13 protein-coding genes are annotated in these 13501 nt (G+C 70.5%); 6 read left to right on the top strand and 7 right to left on the bottom strand.

Annotation, left to right across the window (positions count from 1 at the left end; genetic code table 11):
- Positions 1–37: 37 nt before the first annotated feature.
- The 3 genes from KME75_RS13490 (at position 38) to arsC (ending at position 2449) form a co-directional block, all read left to right on the top strand.
- Complete coding sequence (locus KME75_RS13490) at positions 38–499, top strand: Fur family transcriptional regulator (protein WP_219414971.1); 462 nt, start codon at positions 38–40, stop codon at positions 497–499.
- Positions 496–1992, top strand: coding sequence for a catalase (locus KME75_RS13485; RefSeq protein ID WP_219414970.1), 1497 nt, complete (start codon positions 496–498; stop codon positions 1990–1992). Before KME75_RS13490 ends, KME75_RS13485 begins: the two co-directional genes overlap by 4 nt.
- Positions 1993–2089: 97 nt before the next feature.
- Positions 2090–2449: an arsenate reductase (glutaredoxin) gene (arsC, locus tag KME75_RS13480; RefSeq protein ID WP_308282746.1), complete on the top strand. Its 360-nt coding sequence runs from the start codon at positions 2090–2092 to the stop codon at positions 2447–2449.
- A 379-nt stretch (positions 2450–2828) separates the two neighbouring features.
- On the opposite strand, the gene KME75_RS13475 is transcribed toward arsC, so the two are convergent.
- The gene (locus KME75_RS13475) at positions 2829–3086 is read right to left on the bottom strand and encodes a galactokinase family protein (RefSeq protein WP_219414969.1); all 258 of its coding nucleotides are present in this window, start codon (positions 3084–3086) and stop codon (positions 2829–2831) included.
- A 189-nt stretch (positions 3087–3275) separates the two neighbouring features.
- Between KME75_RS13475 and KME75_RS13470 the strand changes: the two genes are divergently transcribed.
- Together KME75_RS13470 and KME75_RS13465 are read left to right on the top strand one after the other, a co-directional pair.
- Positions 3276–4136, top strand: a complete 861-nt coding sequence (locus KME75_RS13470) for a helix-turn-helix domain-containing protein (protein WP_219414968.1) — start codon at positions 3276–3278, stop codon at positions 4134–4136.
- 18 nt (positions 4137–4154) lie between these two features.
- Entirely contained in the window at positions 4155–4364 is a 210-nt protein-coding gene (locus KME75_RS13465) for a DUF397 domain-containing protein (RefSeq protein ID WP_219414967.1), read from the top strand.
- A gap of 343 nt (positions 4365–4707) precedes the next feature.
- On the opposite strand, the gene KME75_RS13460 is transcribed toward KME75_RS13465, so the two are convergent.
- The 4 genes from KME75_RS13460 to KME75_RS13445 form a co-directional block, all read right to left on the bottom strand.
- Entirely contained in the window at positions 4708–5712 is a 1005-nt protein-coding gene (locus KME75_RS13460; RefSeq protein WP_219414966.1) for a LacI family DNA-binding transcriptional regulator, read from the bottom strand.
- Positions 5713–5724: 12 nt separating this feature from the next.
- Positions 5725–6639 carry a carbohydrate ABC transporter permease gene (locus KME75_RS13455; protein ID WP_219414965.1) on the bottom strand — a complete coding sequence of 305 codons (915 nt, stop codon included), beginning with the start codon at positions 6637–6639 and terminating at the stop codon, positions 5725–5727.
- A gap of 31 nt (positions 6640–6670) precedes the next feature.
- A complete protein-coding gene (locus KME75_RS13450; RefSeq protein ID WP_219414964.1) occupies positions 6671–7639 on the bottom strand; it encodes a carbohydrate ABC transporter permease in 969 nt (322 codons plus the stop codon).
- A gap of 161 nt (positions 7640–7800) precedes the next feature.
- The gene (locus tag KME75_RS13445; RefSeq protein WP_219414963.1) at positions 7801–9192 is read right to left on the bottom strand and encodes an ABC transporter substrate-binding protein; all 1392 of its coding nucleotides are present in this window, start codon (positions 9190–9192) and stop codon (positions 7801–7803) included.
- 254 nt (positions 9193–9446) lie between these two features.
- On the opposite strand from KME75_RS13445, the gene KME75_RS13440 reads away from it, so the two are divergent.
- Positions 9447–10529 (top strand): ABC transporter ATP-binding protein, encoded by a 1083-nt coding sequence (locus tag KME75_RS13440; RefSeq protein ID WP_219414962.1) that lies wholly within the window; start codon positions 9447–9449, stop codon positions 10527–10529.
- Between the two features lie 100 nt (positions 10530–10629).
- Here the strand turns inward: KME75_RS13440 and KME75_RS13435 are convergent, their stop codons facing one another.
- Together KME75_RS13435 and KME75_RS13430 are read right to left on the bottom strand one after the other, a co-directional pair.
- Complete coding sequence (locus KME75_RS13435) at positions 10630–12462, bottom strand: S9 family peptidase (RefSeq protein WP_219414961.1); 1833 nt, start codon at positions 12460–12462, stop codon at positions 10630–10632.
- A 22-nt stretch (positions 12463–12484) separates the two neighbouring features.
- A complete protein-coding gene (locus KME75_RS13430) occupies positions 12485–13414 on the bottom strand; it encodes a cation diffusion facilitator family transporter (RefSeq protein ID WP_219414960.1) in 930 nt (309 codons plus the stop codon).
- Between the last annotated feature and the right edge of the window lie 87 nt (positions 13415–13501).

Below are 13501 nucleotides of genomic sequence, written 5' to 3'. Positions count from 1 at the left end.
TTGACTGGTTCCAGAAAAGCTGGTCAACTCTGCGGCGATGGCACCCCTAGCAGACGACGCCCAGCGCCTCCGGGACGCCGGCCTGCGCGTCACCGGGCCCCGGCTCGCGGTGCTCGACGTGCTGGCCGAGCATCCGCACGCCACGGCCGACACGGTCGCCCGCCTGGTCCGCACCGCGCACCGCAGCATCTCGACCCAGGCCGTCTACGACGTCCTCGCCGCCTGCAGCGAGGCCGGTCTCGTCCGGCGCATCGAGCCCGCGGGCTCGGCCGCCCGGTTCGAGACGCGCACCGGGGACAACCACCACCACCTGGTCTGCCGCGCCTGCGGGCGCACCACCGACGTCGACTGCGCCGTCGGGGAACGCGCCTGCCTCACCCCGAGCGACGCGGCGGGCTACGTCGTGGACGAGGCGGAGGTCGTGTTCTGGGGTCTCTGCCCGGCGTGCCAGCACGACCGCCCGTCCCACCACCGAGAGATGACGAAGGAGATTCCGTGACGGCAACAGAGCCGCGGCCCACGACGACGGACGCCGGTGCGCCGGTCGCGAGTGACGAGCACTCGCTCACCGTCGGGCCCGACGGTCCGATCCTGCTCCAGGACCACTACCTGATCGAGCAGATGGCGAGCTTCAACCGGGAGCGCATCCCGGAGCGCCAGCCGCACGCCAAGGGTGGCGGCGCGTTCGGCACCTTCGTCGTCACCAACGACGTGAGCGCCTACACCAAGGCCGAGGTGTTCCAGCAGGGCGCGGAGACCGAGGTCGTCGCCCGGTTCTCCAGCGTGGCGGGGGAGCGGGGCAGCCCCGACACCTGGCGCGACCCGCGCGGTTTCGCCGTGAAGTTCTACACGTCCGAGGGCAACCTCGACATCGTCGGCAACAACACGCCGGTCTTCTTCCTGCGCGACCCAATGAAGTTCCAGCACTTCATCCGGTCGCAGAAGCGCCTGCAGCGCAACAACCTGCGCGACGCCGACATGCAGTGGGACTTCTGGACGCTGTCGCCGGAGTCGGCGCACCAGGTCACCTGGCTGATGGGTGACCGGGGCATCCCGAAGACGTGGCGCAACATGAACGGCTACTCCAGCCACACCTACTCGTGGATCAACGCCGCGGGCGAGCAGTTCTGGGTGAAGTACCACTTCAAGTGCGACCAGCCGATCGAGAACCTCACGCAGGCCGACGCCGACCGGATCGCCGGCGAGGACGGTGACTTCCACCAGCGCGACCTGTACGAGGCGATCGAGCGCGGGGAGCTCCCGAGCTGGACGCTCAAGATGCAGATCATGCCGTTCGAGGACGCCAAGGACTACCGGTTCAACTCGTTCGACCTCACCAAGGTGTGGCCGCACGCCGACTACCCGCTCATCGAGGTCGGCAAGCTGACGCTGAACCGCAACGTCACCGACTTCCACGCCGAGATGGAGCAGGCGGCGTTCCAGCCGAACAACCTGGTGCCCGGCACCGGGCTGTCCCCGGACAAGATGCTGCTGGCCCGCGGGTTCTCCTACGCCGACGCGCACCGCGCCCGCCTCGGGGTGAACTACCAGCAGATCCCGGTCAACCGTCCGCGCGTCGCCGTCAACAGCTACTCCAAGGACGGCGCGATGCGGATCGACAACGTGACCGACCCGGTGTACGCGCCGAACTCGATGGGGGGCCCGAAGGCTGACCCGCTGCGCGCCACCTACGCCGGCCTGCAGGCACTCGACGGCGAGATGACGCGTGCCGCCTACACGCTGCACGCCGAGGACGACGACTACGGCCAGGCCAACACCCTGCTCAACAAGGTGTTCTCCGAGGCCCAGCGCGAGCAGCTGGTCGAGACCGTCGCGGGTGCGGCCTCCGGTGTGAAGTCCGAGGACATCCGCGAGCGCGTCTACCAGTACTGGAAGAACATCGACAAGGTCATCGGCGACAAGATCGAGGCCGCGATCAAGGCCAAGCTGGCCGAGGGCGAGTCCGACAAGGGCGGGGCCCGGTTCGACTGACGGACCTCCACACGTCGACGGCCCCCGGGTGCACGTCCGGGGGCCGTCCCGTTTCCGGAGCCCGGACACCGGGGCCGGGCGGGATAGGGTCGGCGACGTGGGCGATCCGAGCGACGTGACGATCTGGCACAACCCGCGGTGCTCGAAGAGCCGGGGCGCGCTCGAGCTGCTGGGCGAGCTCGGCGTCGAACCGGCCGTGGTGCGCTACCTGGAGGCCGCTCCCAGCAGGGCCCAGCTCGAGGACGTCCTGCGCAGGCTCGGCACCGACGACCCGCGCACGATCACGCGCACGGGAGAGCGGCTGTACCGGGAGCTCGGGCTGGCCGACGCCGACCGCGACGCCCTGCTCGACGCACTGGCCGAGCACCCGGCCCTGATCGAGCGGCCGATCGTGCTGAGGGGCGATCGTGCCGTCGTCGCCCGCCCTCCGGAACGGGTGCGCGACCTGATCGTGTGACGTGCGCCACTTCTACGCGGCGGCAGGCAACGCTGGACGGGGTTGCGGGGTCTTTTCCAGTGCTGGTCGGGCCGGGTGAGGGGGGCGGCCCGACCGGCACGCTCACCCACCGCCGGGGCTGTTCGGCTCGGCGCGTGAGGTGAACCTGCGGTGATCAAGGCGCTGATGTCGTACTGGATCGAGTCAGGAGCGACCTCAGCGCCTTGATCGACGGGCCTTCGCTTCTGGCGGCCTTGCGTCGGCGAAGCACCGCTTTTCGTTCGCCGCACCTGGCGACGGGGTGGGTGAGCCGGTTCGGGGTGCGCGAGCGGTGGTGGGTGGGGTGGCCACGCCTGCCAGGCGGGGCCCGTGAAAGGGCTGGCTCCGGCAGGAAACGCCCTCAGATCGAGCTCCTCCTATCAGCGCGTTCCGCCACCTCGTGGCGGTCCGGGAGAGCTGAGGACTGCTCGACACGATGCGCCAGCTCCGCCATCCGCCGGACCGAACATGGGTAGGAGTGGTAGCCCCGTTGGGCGTCGAGAGCGCAGGCGCGGCAGTACCCCTGGCCGTCGTCGACATGCTCGCCGATCAGGGTCTCTGCCAGCCCGGGGTTGCGGACGATGAACTCGACGAGCGGGTGGTCGATCATCGTGGCCACGCCGACTCGGGTGCGGTGGAACCGGCCGAGGCGGGGTGGTGTGAGAGACCGGACCCCGCCTCGGCCGGAGCTGGGGAAGCGGCGCGATGGGGGGCGTGACGCATGGGACGATGAGTAGTCACTGAAGCTCCATGAGGCGCCAGGCAATCTTGTCATTCAATGGTTCGTGACGATAGCGTGAGACGTCTCATGACGGAAGGTGGGACATTGCTCGCTTCGCATGCAGCGCCGCTGCGCTGGCTCATCGGTACCGAACTGGCCCGCTACCGCACCTCGGCGCGACTGTCGCTGTCGGAAGCCAGCACGCGAACCGGAATCAGCAAGGCCAAGCTGAACCACCTGGAGAACGGGCGGCAGCAGCAGGACCCCGACGACATCGCTGTGCTACTCAAGGCCTACGGCGCGGAGCAGCGTGACATCGACCGGCTGACGTCGCTGACCGGTCGCGCGGACGACGCCACGTGGTGGGCGCCATGGGCGGCCGTCGTGCCGGACTGGTTGAAGACGTTCGTCGGGCTGGAGGGCCTGGCAGGATCCGAGTTCACGTTCGAGCCGACGATCATCCCTGGACTGCTCCAAACTCAGGAGTATGCAGCGGCGATCACAGCGAAGTCGCCGCGTGTTCGAGGCGACCACGGCGAGCGGTTCGTCAGCTTCCGGATGGCACGGACTCGCCGACTCACGGCTGCTGACCGCCCGCTTGCTCTCCACGCCGTTGTCACCGAAGGTGCGCTGCGGCTTGCTGTTGGCGACGCCGACCTTCGGCGCGCCCAGCTCGAGCACCTGCTGGAGCTGGCGAAGCTCCCGACGGTGACCCTGCAGGTGGTCCGCCCCGAGGATGGGCCGCACACCGCACTTGCCGGACCATTCGTGCTGCTCGACTTCGAGTCGGCGCGGCCGATCTGCTACGTCGAGCTCAAGGACGGCGCGGTCTACCTGCAGGAATCCGACCAGGTGTCCACCTATAGGATGGTCGCCAGTGACCTCCAGCAGGTCGCCCTCGGTCCGGAGCAGTCCGTCGCTCTGATCGAGGCGATGCTTGCGCAGTGACAGCAGGAGTTGTTTTCCGTGGCCACCGACCTCAGCGCCCTGGCATGGCGAAAGAGCAGCTACAGCGGAGACAACGGCAACTGTGTTGAATTGGCGCCTCTCGCCGATGGGACTGTGGCGATTCGGGACAGCAAGCACCCGGACGGCGGTGTGCTGATCTTCACCCGGGCTGAGGTCGACGCCTGGGTCAAGGGGGTCCGAGCAGGCGAGTTCGACGACCTGACCTGATCGCCGGCCCGACCCCAACCCCGCCCGTCCATGCGACGCGTGAACGACGCCCTCGCCGACCGGGACACGCCTCAAATCGTGTGAGCCTCCGCGAGCCGGCGTTCGGTGCGCTCGATGGCGCCGCGGATCGCGGACTCCGCGCGGTGCATCGCCCGCGCAACCGCCGACTCGGGCTCGTACCGCCGCAAGATCTCCGCCAGGCGGTCCGAGTAGTCCAGCGGCTCACCCCTCGGGCCCGTCGCTGTGCGTCCGGAAGGGCGGGCGAGATCGACGTGAGAGGGGTTGCGCCCGGCGCGAGAGCCCCCTCAGGTCGATCTCCCCCGCCGGGTCCCTGTGCCGCCGGTCAGCCGGCTCGGCCGGTGGTTCCGCGCACCACGAGCCGCGTCGGCACCGTGACGGACGGACGGGGCCGGTCCGGTTCGGCCAGCGCGGCGAGGAGCATCTCCGCGGCCAGCACCCCCTGCGCCTCGACGGGTTGGGCGACGGTGGTCAGGTCGAACATCTCCGACATCTCGTGGTCGTCGATGCCCACGACCGAGAGGTCGCCGGGCACCCGGAGCCCGGCGTGGCGGGCGACGTGGATCGCGCCCATCGCCATCTCGTCGGACGCGGCGAACACGGCCGTCGGGGGGTCGGGCAGCCGCAGCAGCCGCTCCATCGCGGCCATCGCGCCGGGCACCGTGAACCCGCCGACCGTCTCCAGTGCGCGGTCGGCCGGGATGCCCGCCGCGGCCAGCTCCCCCCGGTAGCCCACGAGCCGGTCGGCCGGGAGTGCCGACAGCAGGGGGTCCTCCGGCTCCCCGCCGATGAACGCGATCCGGCGGTGGCCCAGGTCGATCAGGTGCCGCACAGCGCACCGCGCGGCACCCTCCTCGTCGATCCGCACGCTGCACCACCCCGGCACGGCGAACCCCACCACGCCGACCGGACCGCCCGCCGCCGAGAGCGTGGCGACCTCCTCGGCGGTGGGTTGCAGCCCGAGCACCAGCACCGCGTCCACCCGCTTGTGCAGCAGCGTGCCCGAGAACGCGCGCTGCCGTTCCACCGCGTTGGTACCGAGGCTGTAGAGCAGCAGGTCGTAGCCCGCCGGGCGCAGCCGCTCCTCGGCGCTGTGCACGACGGCGGCGAAGAACCACCGGTTGACGAACGGGGCGACCACCCCGATCGCCATCGTCTGCCCGCTGGCGAGGCTCGCCGCGCTCGGTGAGGCGACGTAGCGCAGGTCCGCCGCGACGGCGAGCACCCGCTGCCGGGTGGCCTCGGAGACCCGGGGCAACCCGTGCAGCGCGCGCGACACCGTCGCGATGGAGACGCCCGCCGCGTCCGCGACGTCCCTGATCGTGGTCATGCCGGATCCGGCCTAGCCCTTGACGCTGCCCGCGAGCAGGCCGCGGACGAAGAAGCGCTGCAGGCTGAGGAACACGATCAGCGGAATGATGATCGAGACGAATGCTCCGGCGGAGAGCAGGTGCCAGTCGGAGCCACGGGAGCCCACGAGGTCGGCGACCCGCACCGTCAGCGGCGCGACGTCCGGGGTGCCGCCCGCGAACACGAGCGCCACCAGCAGGTCGTTCCACACCCACAGGAACTGGAACACCGCGAACGCCGCGATGGCCGGCTTCATGAGCGGCAGCATGATCGTCAGGAAGATCCGCACGTGGCCCGCGCCGTCCACCCGTGCGGCCTCGACGAGCTCACCCGGGATGTCCCGCATCGAGTTGTGCAGCAGGAAGATCGCCAGCGGCAGCGCGAAGATCGAGTGCGAGATCCACACCGTCCAGAACGTGCCGTTCAGTCCCGTGCCGACGTACAGCTCCAGCAGTGGGATGAGCGCCACCTGCAGCGGGACGATCTGGAGCGCGAACACGGCCACGAAGAGCGTGTCGCGCAGCGGGAACCGCATCCAGGCGAATGCGTACGCGGCCAGCGTGGCCAGCACGATCGGGATGAGCACCGACGGGATCGTGATCAGGATCGAGTTCAGGAAGTACCCCGACAGCGGCCGGCTGCCGCCGAAGAGCACTTCGGTGTAGTTGTCGAACGTGACGGCGGGGTCGGCGAAGAACGTCCACCACCCGGAGGTCTTGACCTCCCGCTCCGGCCGGAACGAGGACAGGAGCAGCCCGAAGGTCGGGATCGTCCACAGCACGGCGATGACCAGTGCCGCCAGCGACGCCCACGGCGAGCTGAGCCGCTTCTTCGCGGACCGGCTCGCCGTCGTGGCGGCGAGCCCGGGGGTCGTGGTGCTCGGAGCGCTGTCGAGGACTGCCATCATTTCGCCTCCGCGGGAAGAAGTACGTCGGCGGTCATCGCGCGTCCACCTTCCGCATCTGCCGCACGTTGTAGATCACGATCGGCACCACCAGGACGAACAGGAGCATTGCCAGCGACGAGCCGACGCCCAGGTCGAAGAGCCGGAAGCTCTGCGTGTAGAACTCGTTGGCGACCACGCCGGTGCCGTACTGGCCGCCGGTCATCGTGCGCACGATGTCGAAGACCTTGAGCACCGCGATGCTGATCGTGGTGAGCACCACGACCACTGCGGGCCGGATGCTCGGCAGCGTGATGAACCAGAACATGCGCAGGCCGCCGACGCCGTCGAGGCGGGCCGCCTCCACCACGTCGTCGGGGATCGCCTTGATCGCCGCCGACAGGATCGTCATCGCGAACCCCGCCTGGATCCAGATCATCACGACGATCAGGAGCAGGTTGTTCCACGGTTGCAGCAGGATCAGGTTGACCGGCTCGAAGCCGAGCCAGACCAGGAACTGGTTCACCAGCCCGATCTGCTGGATGTTCTGCTGGTTCGGCCGGAACTCGTAGATGAACTTCCAGATGATCGACGCGCCGACGAACGAGATCGCCATCGGCAGGAAGATCAGGGCCTTGGCGAGGGCCTCGAAGCGGGTGCGGTCCACGAGCACCGCGTAGATCAGGCCGATCGCGGTGGCCAGAAGCGGGGTGACGATCACCCAGATCGCGGTGTTGCGCAGCACGACCAGCAGGTCGGGCTGGGTGAAGATCGTGATGTAGTTGCTCAGCCCCACGAAGTTGGCGCTGGTGCGGTCGAAGACCGACTGGATCGCGGTGCGGACGGCCGGGTAGACGAGGCCGACCGCGAGCAGCAGCAGGGCCGGGGCCACGAACGCGAGGCTCTGCAGCAGATTGGACCAGCGGCCGCGGGCCCGGTTGGCGAGGAACAGCACCCCGCCCATCACGGCGGCGAAGAGAACCACCGCGACCAGCAGTTGGAAGAGTTTGTCGAGCAAGGTCATGCCGGCTCACCTCCGGAGCGCGCCGATGATGAAGAACGCCGGGGGCGGATGGTGATCCACCCGCCCCCGGCGCCGGGTCCTGCTGTGCGGCGCTCAGCCCTGGCGGTGCTCCGGTGCGGCGGCGTCGCGCGTCACCGGTCCGATCAGGGCCGAGCGGGCGGTCACGGGGTGGTCGGCCAGGACTGCTCGATGGCCGTGAGCGCGTCCGCGCTGCTCTGCCCGAGGATCCACTCGGTCATGCCCGACCAGAACGACGCGGAACCCACCGCGGCCGGCATGAGGTCCGAGCCGTCGAACCGGAAGGTGTTCTCCGGGTCCTGCAGGATCTCGACGGAGAGCTTGTCGATCGGGTTCGACAGGTTGTTCGGGTCGAGGCCGGTGTTGGCGCTGATCCAGCCGCTCTGGCCGAGCGCGGTGCCCGCCTTGGCCTTCTCGTTGGCCCACTCCGGCGAGGAGAGGAACGCCTGGAAGGCCTGCACCTCGGGCCGGTCGGAGAACGCGGCCACGAACTCGGCGCCGACGAGGATCGTCTGCGGCGCGTTCGGGTCGATCGGCGGCAGCTCGAACGCGAAGACCTCGCCGTTCTCCGAGATGTCGGTGCCCTCGGGGAAGTTCGCGGCGTAGAAGTTCGCCTGGCGGTGCATGTAGCAGGTCTCTTCCAGGATCGGCAGGCCCGCGTCCTGGAACGTGGTGGTGGCGATCGACTGGATGTCGCCGAGGCCGCCGTTGACGTACTCCGGGTTCTTCAGGATGCTGCCGACCCGGTCGAGCGCCGCGACGACCTGCGGGGAGTTGAACGGGATCGCGTGCGTGACCCACTGGTCGTAGACGTCCGGGCCGTTCTCCCGGAGCATCACGTCCTCGAGCCAATCGGTGAGCGGCCAGCCGGTGGCCTCACCGGAGGCGATGCCCGCGCACCACGGCACGCCGCCCTCGGCGACGATGCGGTCCGACAGCGCCACCATCTCGTCCCACGTCTGCGGGACCTCGTAGCCCTTGGCGGCGAACGCCTGCGGCGAGTACCACACGTAGGACTTCACGTTCGAGCCCAGCGGGGCGGCGTAGAGCGTGCCGTCGACGCTGCCCGCGGACTTGAACGTCTCCGAGAAGTACTGGTCGACGTTGGTGGCCACGGCCTGCGGCGCGGGCTTCACGGCGCCGGTGTCGCGCACCAGCGTGGCGAGCAGGCCGGGCTGCGGGATGTAGGCGATGTCCGGCGCGTTGCCGCTCTGCACGCGCACGTTGAGCTGGGCCTCGAACTCCTTGGAGCCGTTGTAGACGACCTGCGCCCCCGTGCACTCCTGGAACTTCTGGTACGAGTCGATGTGCGGCTGGTCCTCCGGGGCTGTGATCGAGGTGTAGACCTCGATCTGCTTGCCGGTCAGGTCGCCGTACTGCGTGTAGGCCGCGCAGTCCTCGCCCGTGGGGGCCTGGCCGGAGCCGCCGCCTCCCACGTTGCTGCCGCCGCAGCCGGCGAGCACGAGGCTCACTCCGAGTGCGGCGCCCAGCAGGCTCGTCGTGCGCGAAGGCCTGCGCAGCGTCAGTGCAGACATCACAGCCTCCGCTTTCGTCGGTGCGACCCGGACGTTGTGCCCGAGTCGTGCGAATCGGGGGTATGGAAGCGTTTACGCACCACTCACAGCAACCTCTGGCCGTAACGATCGCGTAACTCACACGGGTGTGGCGATGTGCTGACACTGCGTAGTGGGTCTGGTGCAAACGCATTCCGCCATGGCAGGCTGCGGGTGCTCGACTCCCTCACACTCGGATCGTCCGGCACGTACCTGCCGGTGGAAGGAGCCACAGCATGGCTGCTGTGACCTATGACAGCGCGAGCAGGATCTACCCGGGGACCACCAAGCCCGCGGTCGACTCCCTGAACCTGGAGGTCGCCGACGGCGAGTTCCTCGTCCTCGTGGGGCCCTCCGGATGCGGCAAGTCCACCTCGCTGCGGATGCTCGCGGGCCTGGAGGACATCGACAAGGGCTCGATCCACATCGGCGGGCGCGACGTCACGCGGGTTCCCCCGAAGGATCGCGACATCGCGATGGTGTTCCAGAACTACGCGCTGTACCCGCACATGACGGTCGCCGAGAACATGGGCTTCGCGCTCAAGATCGCCGGCAAGCCGAAGTCCGAGATCCAGGAGCGGGTGAAGGAAGCCGCCAAGATCCTCGACCTCGAGGGGTACCTCGACCGCCGCCCGAAGGCGCTGTCCGGTGGCCAGCGCCAGCGCGTGGCCATGGGCCGCGCCATCGTGCGCCAGCCGCAGGTGTTCTGCATGGACGAGCCGCTGTCCAACCTGGACGCCAAGCTGCGCGTCTCCACCCGTACCCAGATCGCGTCGCTGCAGCGGCGGCTCGGGATCACCACCGTCTACGTCACCCACGACCAGGTCGAGGCCCTGACGATGGGCGACCGGGTGGCGGTGCTCAAGGACGGCCTCCTCCAGCAGGTCGACACGCCGCGGGCGATGTACGACCGGCCGGCCAACGTGTTCGTCGCAGGCTTCATCGGTTCGCCGGCGATGAACCTGCTCCCGGTCGACGTCGAGGGCGACGTGCTGCACTTCGGCGGCGCCGACATCCGGCTGCCGCGCACTGCGGTCGCCGAGTCGACGAGCCGGTCGTTCACGGTGGGTGTCCGCCCCGAGGACCTGGAGGTCGCCGAGCCCGGGGCCGGCCTGGCCACGGAGGTCGACGTCGTCGAGGAGCTCGGCGCCGACGCCTACGTGTACGGCACCGCGGAGGTCGCGGGCGAGCGCCACACCGTCATCGCGCGCGTCGACGGCCGCACGCCGCCGAGCCGGGGTGCGGTGCTGCACTTCGCCCCGAAGCCCAACCACGTGCACCTGTTCGCCGGCGAGTCCGGTGAGCGCATCGAGGTCTGACCTCGCGAGCACTGTGCTGATCGGCCCCGGAACCCCTGCGGTTCCGGGGCCGATCGGCGTTCAGGCTGCGGGGCGCTGATGACCGGTCGGGGGTGGACGGTCAGCCGACGGCGCGGCGGGCGAAGTTGATCTCGGTGGCCATGTGGCGCAGGGTCTCCTCCACGACGAGCGAGCCGTGGCCCGCGTCGAACCGGCTCACCTCGTACCGCACGTCACCGCGGGCGGCGACCGCGTCGAGGTAGTTGTCCACCTGGCGGATCGGGCAGCGCGGGTCGTTCTCGCCCGCCAGGACGAGCACCGGTGCACGGACCTGGTCGACGTAGGTGAGCGGCGACGCCGTCCGGTACGCGTCCGGCCGCTCCTCGGGCGAGCCGCCGAACAGCGCCCGGTCGAAGGCTCGCAGCTGCTCCATCTCGTCGGCGTACGCGGTGAGGTAGTCGGCGACGGGCACGCCGGCGAGCGCGGCCGCCCACCGCTGCGGCTGGGTCCCGATCGCCAGCAGCGCGAGGTACCCGCCCCACGACCAGCCCTCCGCCACGCAGCGGGCCGGGTCGCTGATCCCGGCGGCGACGCAGTGGTCGAGCGCGGCGGCCACGTCCTCCAGCTCGGTGAGCCCTGGCCGGCCCTCGATAGCGTCGCGCCACGGCGAGCCGTAGCCCGTCGAGCCGCGGTAGTTCACCTCCACGACGACGAAGCCGGCTTCCACCCAGGCCGCGCGGGCGGCGCTGAACCGGTCCTCGTCGGCCGCGTGTGGTCCGCCGTGCAGGCTGAACACCGTGGGTGCCGGCCCGTCCTGGCCGTCGGGCCGGGCGACCAGCGCATGCACCCGCCCGCCGGGGCCGTCGACCCACAGGTCCTCGACGGGCACCGAGCCGGGCGCGCGCTCGCCGGGCGGGGTGACGAGCACGCGGTCGGTGCCGTCGGGGTGCAGGGCGCGGACGGTCGACGGTTCCGCGGCCGAGGAGCACGTGTACTCGACGGTGCCGTCGGGACGCACCTCGGCAGAGCCGACGCAGCCCGGTGCGACCGGCAGCTCGGTCAGCTCGCCCGTGCTCAGGTCGTAGCGGTGCAGGCGGGTGCGCGCGGCGAACGTGTGCCAGACCAGGAGGGACTTCCCGTCCGGGGCGAAGTCGGCGATCAGCTCGCCCGGCAGGTCGAGGGCGAGCTCGGTCTCGGTGTCGGCGAGGACGTCCCAGAGCAGCAGCTCCTCGCGGCCGTGCCGCTCGTGCAGCAGGAGTAGCCGCCCGTCGCCCGGCACCGGGGCGAACACGAGCGGCGTGAGGCCCTTGCCCTCGCCGTCGGACTTCTCGGCGACCGTGCCGCCGTCGGAGACGCGCAGCACCCGGACCGCCGGGTGCCGGGAGTCGCCGTGCTCGGAATGGCTGATCGCGAGCAGCGTCTCGTCCTCCGACAGCGCCCCGACTCCCGCGTCCTCGGCGTGCCGGTAGACGACCTCCGCCGGCCCGTCGCCGCGCCGCACCCAGATCGCGGTGCCGTGGTCGGTGGACGTGCCCGCGGCGGCGACGGAGCGGCCGATCTCGAGCCCGGCCGGGTAGCCGTCCTCGACGCCGGGGATCGCGGGCTCGGCCGCGGCGGCGTCCGGCCGGCCGGCGAACGGCTCGGTCACCCAGTGCCCGAACTCGTCGCCGTCGGTGTCGGCGAACCACCACACCGTCTCGCCGTCCGGCGGCAGCGTGGCCGAGTGCGTGCCGCTGCGCCGGTCGGTCACCTGCCGGTGCGCCCCGGTCGCGCGGTCCCAGACGTAGACCTCGGTCGTCCCGCTGGCGTTGGACGTGTAGACCGAGCGGTCCGGCGCGTCCTTCGCCCAGGTGGGGCGGGACATGCGGGGCGCGGTGAACCGGGCGCGCCACCGCTGCTCACGCTCGTCGTCGAAGAGGTGTTCGGGCACGGGGGCGACGGGATGTGCGGTCACCCCGCCGATCCTGCCCCAACCGTCACCAGGTGAGCTCGGCACAGCCGGTGTGGGTGCCCGGCGGCTCGACCTGCACGGTGAAGTGATCGAGATCGTGGTGCTCGGTGAGGTACTTCTGGGCGGCGGTCAGCACGGCCCCCGGGTTGCACGCCGCGTCGACCGTGAGGTGTGCCGAGCCCACCTCCATCCCGGAGGTCAGCGTCCAGACGTGGACGTCGTGGACGTCCTGGACGCCGTCGAGCGCGCCGAGCCCGTCCCGGACCGCGGTCACGTCGACGTGGGCGGGCGCGGCCTGCACGAGGATCCGCACCGCCTGCCGGCCCAGCGACCAGGTGCGCGGCAGCACGAACAGCCCGATGCCGATCGCGACGATCGGGTCGGCGTAGCGCCAGCCGAACAGCAGCGTCACCGCACCCGCGACCATCACCCCGACCGACCCGAGGGTGTCGGCGAGCACTTCGAGGTAGGCGCCGCGGACGTTCAGGCTCTCCTTGGCCCCCTGGCGCAGCATCGCGAACACGACGAGGTTGGCGCCGAGCCCGGCCGCCGCCGTGATCAGCAACGGGAGCCCGGGGACCTCCGGCGGCTCGGTGAAGCGCCGGACGGCCTCCACGATCACCCAGCCGGCCACGGCGAACAGCAGCACCGCGTTGGCGAGCGCCGCGAGGACCTCGGCCCGGTACAGCCCGAACGTGCGCCGGTCGTTGCGCCGCGACGCGCGTGCGGCCGTGATCGCGGCCAGCGCCATGCCGACGCCGAGCACGTCGGTGAACATGTGCCCGGCGTCGGAGAGCAGGGCCAGCGACGACGTCGCCAGCCCGACGACGACCTCCAGCACGAGGAACGCGGCGAGCACGCCGAGCGAGATCGCGAGCCGGCGCACGTGCCGGCCCGACGCGCTGCCGGCGTCGGCCGCATCGATGCCGTGCCCGTGTCCGTGGCCCGCTCCCATATCCGCGGAACATATGCGAAAGTACGCATGAGTGCAATCCGGGTCGGTCGGACGGTGGACGGCCGGTGACGCAGATCATGCAAGGAT

Source organism: Pseudonocardia nigra, from assembly GCF_019396355.1.
Lineage (GTDB): Bacteria > Actinomycetota > Actinomycetes > Mycobacteriales > Pseudonocardiaceae > Pseudonocardia > Pseudonocardia nigra.
Note: the sequence above shows the minus strand (reverse complement) of the source record. Positions and strands in the feature narration are given on the sequence as shown.

Coding starts and splice junctions, on each gene's coding strand:
- KME75_RS13490 (WP_219414971.1), top strand. CDS start 38: ATGGCACCCCTAGCAGACGACGCCCAGCGCCTCCGGGACGCCGGCCTG.
- KME75_RS13470 (WP_219414968.1), top strand. CDS start 3,276: ATGACGGAAGGTGGGACATTGCTCGCTTCGCATGCAGCGCCGCTGCGC.
- KME75_RS13460 (WP_219414966.1), bottom strand. CDS start 5,712: ATGACCACGATCAGGGACGTCGCGGACGCGGCGGGCGTCTCCATCGCG.
- KME75_RS13455 (WP_219414965.1), bottom strand. CDS start 6,639: ATGATGGCAGTCCTCGACAGCGCTCCGAGCACCACGACCCCCGGGCTC.
- KME75_RS13450 (WP_219414964.1), bottom strand. CDS start 7,639: ATGACCTTGCTCGACAAACTCTTCCAACTGCTGGTCGCGGTGGTTCTC.
- KME75_RS13445 (WP_219414963.1), bottom strand. CDS start 9,192: ATGTCTGCACTGACGCTGCGCAGGCCTTCGCGCACGACGAGCCTGCTG.
- KME75_RS13440 (WP_219414962.1), top strand. CDS start 9,447: ATGGCTGCTGTGACCTATGACAGCGCGAGCAGGATCTACCCGGGGACC.
- KME75_RS13430 (WP_219414960.1), bottom strand. CDS start 13,414: ATGGGAGCGGGCCACGGACACGGGCACGGCATCGATGCGGCCGACGCC.